The 5,630-nt window shown below is 62.3% G+C and carries 5 protein-coding genes; 4 read left to right on the forward strand and 1 reads right to left on the reverse strand.

Annotated elements, in window-relative coordinates:
- Positions 1-119: 119 nt before the first annotated feature.
- Positions 120-950, reverse strand: coding sequence for an alpha/beta hydrolase (locus QMX86_RS27060; RefSeq protein WP_122746957.1), 831 nt, complete (start codon positions 948-950; stop codon positions 120-122).
- Positions 951-1,198: 248 nt separating this feature from the next.
- On the opposite strand from QMX86_RS27060, the gene QMX86_RS27065 reads away from it, so the two are divergent.
- The 4 genes from QMX86_RS27065 to QMX86_RS27080 are packed head-to-tail and all read left to right on the forward strand — an operon-like array spanning position 1,199 to position 5,436.
- Positions 1,199-1,654 (forward strand): (2Fe-2S)-binding protein, encoded by a 456-nt coding sequence (locus QMX86_RS27065; RefSeq protein ID WP_007937751.1) that lies wholly within the window; start codon positions 1,199-1,201, stop codon positions 1,652-1,654.
- Positions 1,655-1,676: 22 nt separating this feature from the next.
- Positions 1,677-3,839: a xanthine dehydrogenase family protein molybdopterin-binding subunit gene (locus QMX86_RS27070; RefSeq protein WP_282387411.1), complete on the forward strand. Its 2,163-nt coding sequence runs from the start codon at positions 1,677-1,679 to the stop codon at positions 3,837-3,839.
- A 1-nt stretch (position 3,840) separates the two neighbouring features.
- Positions 3,841-4,419 carry a hypothetical protein gene (locus QMX86_RS27075; RefSeq protein ID WP_122506902.1) on the forward strand — a complete coding sequence of 193 codons (579 nt, stop codon included), beginning with the start codon at positions 3,841-3,843 and terminating at the stop codon, positions 4,417-4,419.
- Between the two features lie 54 nt (positions 4,420-4,473).
- Positions 4,474-5,436, forward strand: a complete 963-nt coding sequence (locus QMX86_RS27080) for a sensor domain-containing diguanylate cyclase (protein ID WP_071171843.1) — start codon at positions 4,474-4,476, stop codon at positions 5,434-5,436.
- The last annotated feature ends 194 nt before the right edge of the window (positions 5,437-5,630 follow it).

Here is a 5,630-nt window from a genome sequence, read left to right on the forward strand (position 1 = left end):
GCTCGCGAAGGCGTTGGGTCAGTCAATACGTAAGTGGCTGAACGAACGCTTTCGCGAGCAGGCTCGCTCCCACAATTTGTTTTGTGGTATCCGCTGCTATGGGTACATCCTCAGCTCTGTCAGCCGCGAATAAACGCCAACAAATCCGCATTGATCGTTTCAGCCTGCGTCGTCGGCATGCCATGCGGGAAGCCGGGATACGACTTCAGCGTGCCGTTGGGCAGCAGTTTCGCCGATAACGGTGCGGAGTTGGCGTAGGGCACGATCTGGTCATCCTCGCCGTGCATGACCAGCACCGGCACGGTGACTTTTTTCAGGTCTTCGGTGAAGTCGGTCTGCGAGAACGCGACGATGCCGTCGTAATGCGCCTTGGCGCCGCCGATCATGCCCTGGCGCCACCAGTTGGCGATGATCCCTTCCGCCGGCTCGGCGCCCGGGCGGTTATAGCCGTAGAAAGGTCCGCTCGGCACATCGCGATAGAACTGCGCGCGATTCGCCGCCAACTGCGCTTGAAAGCCATCGAACACCGATTTCGGCAAACCGCCGGGGTTGCTTTCGGTCTGCACCATCAACGGTGGCACGGCGCTGATCAAGACGGCTTTGCTGACCTTGTCCTGACCATGTCGGGCGATGTAATGGATCACTTCGCCGCCGCCGGTGGAATGGCCGACATGCACCACGTTGCTCGTACCCAGATGATTGACCACCGCCAGCACATCGTCGGCGTAATGGTCCATGTCGTGGCCGTCCCAGACCTGGCTGGAGCGTCCGTGCCCGCGTCGATCATGGGCAATCACCCGAAAGCCCTGTGCCAGGAAAAACAGCATCTGTGCATCCCAGTCATCGGAACTGAGCGGCCAGCCGTGGTGGAAGTGGATCACCGGCGCGTCGCGCGGGCCCCAGTCCTTGTAGAAGATATCGACGCCGTCTCGAGTGGTGACAAAGCCCATATTCGTTACTCCTGACCTGTGATGGACAACCGCGATGTACGCGGACCGTTTGCGCAGAGGTACGACGACTCACTGCGAGCCGTTATCAACTGTAGGAGCAACGCCGGGGTCTGCATGACCGCTGGTCACAACGTCTGGCTTCAAGCGCAAATTAGGCTTTGCTGAAAGGGATAAGCGCGGGCGTCCGTAGGTTTTTGCGACCACAGCGACGTCCCTTCGCACCACCGTGAGCCTGAGGAAATCCGCCGATGCTGACCCTTAATATCAATGGCAAGGATCAGGAGCTCGATGTCCCCGCCGACATGCCGCTGCTCTGGGTTCTGCGCGATGTCGCGCACCTGACCGGGACCAAGTTCGGTTGTGGCATGGCCCAGTGCGGCGCCTGCACCGTGCACGTCGACGGCGCGCCATTACGTTCCTGTATCACCCCGGCGACTGCGGTCGCCCACGGGCAGAAAATCCTCACCATCGAGGGCTTGTCCAGCGATGGCTCGCACCCGGTGCAGCAAGCCTGGGCCGAGCTGGACGTGGTGCAGTGCGGTTACTGCCAGTCCGGGCAGATCATGTCCGCCGCCGCGTTGCTGGCGAAAATTCCCAAGCCCACCGACAGCGATATCGATCAGGCGCTCTCCGGCAATATCTGCCGCTGCGGCACCTATCCGCGCATACGCGCTGCGGTCAAACGCGCCGCCGAAATCGGCTGAGTCATTCTCTGGGAGAGGAACGATGAACAGTCCCGTATCGCGTCGCGGGTTTCTCAAGGGCAGCGCACTGTTAAGCGGCGGCTTGATGGTGGCGTTCGTGGTGCCCGGGGCCAATCGCTTTGCCCGCGCGGCAGAAAATCAGAACAAGACCTTCGCGCCCAACGCGTTCCTGCGCATCGCGGCGGACAACAGCGTCACCGTGCTGCTCGGCCATTCGGAAATGGGCCAGGGCATCTGGACCGGCCTGACCATGCTGATCGCCGAAGAACTGGACGCCGACTGGTCGAAAATCCGCGTTGAGCACTCGCCAGCCTCGGCGGCCGATTACGGCTTGCCGGCATTTGGCGGCATGCAGATCACCGGTGGCTCGACCTCGACCTGGATGGAATTCGACCGTTATCGACTCGCCGGAGCGACGGCGCGGCAGATGCTGGTGGAAGCGGCGGCGAAACGTTTCGACGTCGCGCCCTCGGCGATTCGCACGGAGTCCGGCGTGGTCATCGCCGGAGACCAACGCGCGACCTACGGCGAACTGGCCGATGCCGCCGGGCAACTGCCGGTGCCGGATCCGAAAACCATTACCTTCAAGGAAGCCAAGGACTGGAAAGTCATCGGCAAACCGACCAAGCGCCTCGACACCCCGGAAAAGATCACCGGCCGCGCCAGGTTCGGCATGGACGTGCAGTTCGAGGGCCTGATGACCGCGATGGTCGCCCGCGCCCCGGTGTTCGGTGCCACGGTGAAATCCTTCGAAGGCGCCGCAGCGCTGGCGATTCCCGGCGTGCACAAGGTGGTGCAGGTGCCCAGCGGCGTGGCGGTGGTGGCCGAGCATTTCTGGGCGGCGAAGCTGGGCCGTGATGCGCTCAAGGTTGACTGGGATCTTGGGCCGCTGGCCGACATGAGCAGTGAAAAACTGCTGGAGAGTTTCCGCAAACTGGCGGCGACGCCGGGCACTTCCGCTACGCAGGCGGGGGACGCCAAGGCCAATTTCGGCAAATCCGCGAAGAAAATCGAGGTCGAATACAGCGTGCCGTATCTGGCCCACGCGCCGATGGAACCGCTCAATTGCACGGTGAAAATCAGCGCCGGCAAATGCGAGATCTGGACTGGCACGCAATTTCAGACGCTGGACCAAATGGTCGCCAGCAAGATTACCGGGCTCAAGCCCGAACAGGTCGAGATACACACCGAATTCCTCGGCGGTGGTTTCGGTCGCCGCGCCAATCCGACTTCGGATTTCGTCGCCGAAGCCGTGCAAGTGGCGAAAGCGGCGGGCCTGCCGGTGAAAACCGTGTGGGCGCGCGAAGATGACATTCGCGGCGGCTACTACCGCTCGATGTACCTGCACAAGGCGCAGGTCGGACTGGGCGCTGATGGTTTGCCGATGAGCTGGCAGCATATGCTGGTCGGCCAGTCGATCATGGCCGGGACGATGCTTGAGGCGACGATGGTCAAGAACGGCATCGATGCCACCTCGGTCGAGGGCGTGGCCGACAGTCCGTATATCAAGGATCTGCCTCACCATCAGGTCGACCTGCATTCGCCGCAGACCGGCATCAATGTGTTGTGGCTGCGTTCGGTGGGCCATACCCACACGGGTTTCGTCATGGAATCGCTGATCGATGAACTGGCGACGGCGGCGGGCAAGGATCCGGTGGAGTACCGGCGAACGCTGCTCAAGGCGCACCCGCGCCACCTCGGCGTGCTCAATCTGGCGGTGGAGAAGGCCAACTGGGGCGCACCGCTGCCGGACGGGCATGCTCTGGGCGTGGCGGTACACGAGTCGTTCGGCAGCTACGTGGCGCAAGTGGCGGAGGTGTCTCAGGACAATCTGGCGATCCGCGTGCATCGGGTGGTCTGCGCGGTGGACTGCGGCATTGCGGTGAATCCGCAGAGCATCGCCGCGCAGATGGAATCGTGCATCACCTTCGGTCTCGGCATGGCGTTGCACAGCAAACTCACCGTCAAGGACGGCGGCGTCGTGCAGTCCAACTATCACGATTATCAGGTGTTGCGGCTCAACGAAATGCCGGTGGTGGAAGTGCATATCGTCCCCAGCAGCGAAAAACCCGGCGGCATCGGTGAGCCCGGCGTGCCACCGACCGCGCCGGCTGTGGCCAACGCAGTGTTCGCATTGACCGGGCAACGCCTGCGCGAACTGCCACTGCAACTGTCGGGGGTGTGAAATGAAACGACATCTTGTGTTGGGCACCGTCGTTTTGCTTGGTCTCGGTGGCTACGCCTCGGACCTGTTTGCCGAAGATCAGGAAGCTCTGAAAGCCTTCGCCACGGTGCAGAAAGTGTTCCAGAGCCCGCGCTGCCAGAACTGCCACATTCCCGGCGATTCGCCGTTGCAGTTCGACGCCGGCATCCCCCACGCGATGAATGTGGTGCGCGGCATGGACGGCAAGGGCGCCGCCGGTTTGCCTTGCGCGACCTGCCACGCCGAAAGCAACCCGCCGGCCAGTTACGGCCCTCACGCGCCGCCGGGTGCGCCGCACTGGAGCCTGCCGCCGGCGGCGCACAAAATGGCCTGGATCGGCCTGCCCTCGGACAAGCTCTGCGCGATGATCAAGGACCGCGCGAGCAATGGCGACCGGGATTTCGCCGCGCTGTTAAAACACGTCAGCGAAGACAAACTGGTGCTCTGGGGCTGGAATCCCGGGGCAGGGCGCGCACCGGTGCCAGTGCCGCACGATATTTTCGTCGCGCAATTCAAACTCTGGGCCGATGCCGGCGGGCCGTGTCCGGTGGCGCAAATGTGATGCCCCGACGATTAAGCGCTACGCTGAACGCATGACTGTCTACGGAGTGTGCGCATGCTGGTGCCCGGAAAACCTGCCAATGAAGCTGCACGTATCGACGCGCTGCATGGCCTCAACCTCGACTCGGCGCCGGAGGAGCGCTTCGATCGTCTGACGCGGCTGGCCAAGCGCTTGTTCAACGTGCCGATCGCCCTGGTCACGCTGGTCGACACGGATCGCCAGTGGTTCAAGTCCTGTGTGGGTCTGGATGTCAGCGAGACGTCCCGCGATGTCTCGTTCTGCGGTCATGCGATTCTGCAGAACGAGCTGATGCTGGTGCCCGATGCGCTGGAAGATCTGCGCTTCCATGACAATCCGCTGGTTACCGGTGCGCCGAATATTCGCTTTTACGCCGGGTACCCACTGACCGTGCCGGACGGTAACAAAATGGGCACCTTATGCCTGATTGATACCAAACCTCGCCATCTTGATGACGAAGAGCGCGCGCTGCTGCGTGACCTCGCGGAGATGGCCGAGCAAGAGTTGATGGCGGTGCAGATGGCGAGCATGGATGAGTTGACGCTGTTGTCCAATCGCCGTGGTTTCAAGCAACTGGCCCAGCATGCACTGGATGCCTGCGCGCGCCTGAACCGGCCGGCGACGCTGCTGTTTTTCGACCTCAACGACTTCAAGCAGATCAACGATCTGTACGGCCATGCCGAAGGCGACAGTGCACTGAAGACCTTCGCCGATGTGTTGCGCATTGCCTTTCGTGAAAGCGACGTGGTCGGACGCCTGGGCGGCGATGAGTTCGTCGCATTGCTGACCGGCTCCAGCCACGTTGAAACCACGCGGATCATGGCCCGGCTCAAGGAAATCCTCGAAGAGCGCAACGCCACGCTGCACCGTGGTTATGCGATTCGTTTCAGCGTCGGCCAGATCGAATACGACCCCACGCGCCACGAAACCGTCGATCGGCTGCTCGCCGATGCGGATGGCGCGATGTATGCGCACAAGCAAGCTCTGAAAGGCTGCTAGCGCCGGCACCATCGCTGGCGAGCCAGTTCCCACAGACTCCCTTGAATACCGTGGGAGCGGGCTTGCCCGCGATGGCGGTGGGTCAGGCAATTTGATGCTGGCTGGTCGAATGTCTTCGCGAGCAGGCTCGCTCCCACAGGTTTCGATGGCGCGGAGGATTTTTCAGTTCAGCACCATCTCTGTGGGAGCGAGCC

It is taken from the genome of Pseudomonas sp. PS01270, from assembly GCF_029959775.1.
Classification (GTDB): domain Bacteria; phylum Pseudomonadota; class Gammaproteobacteria; order Pseudomonadales; family Pseudomonadaceae; genus Aquipseudomonas; species Aquipseudomonas atacamensis.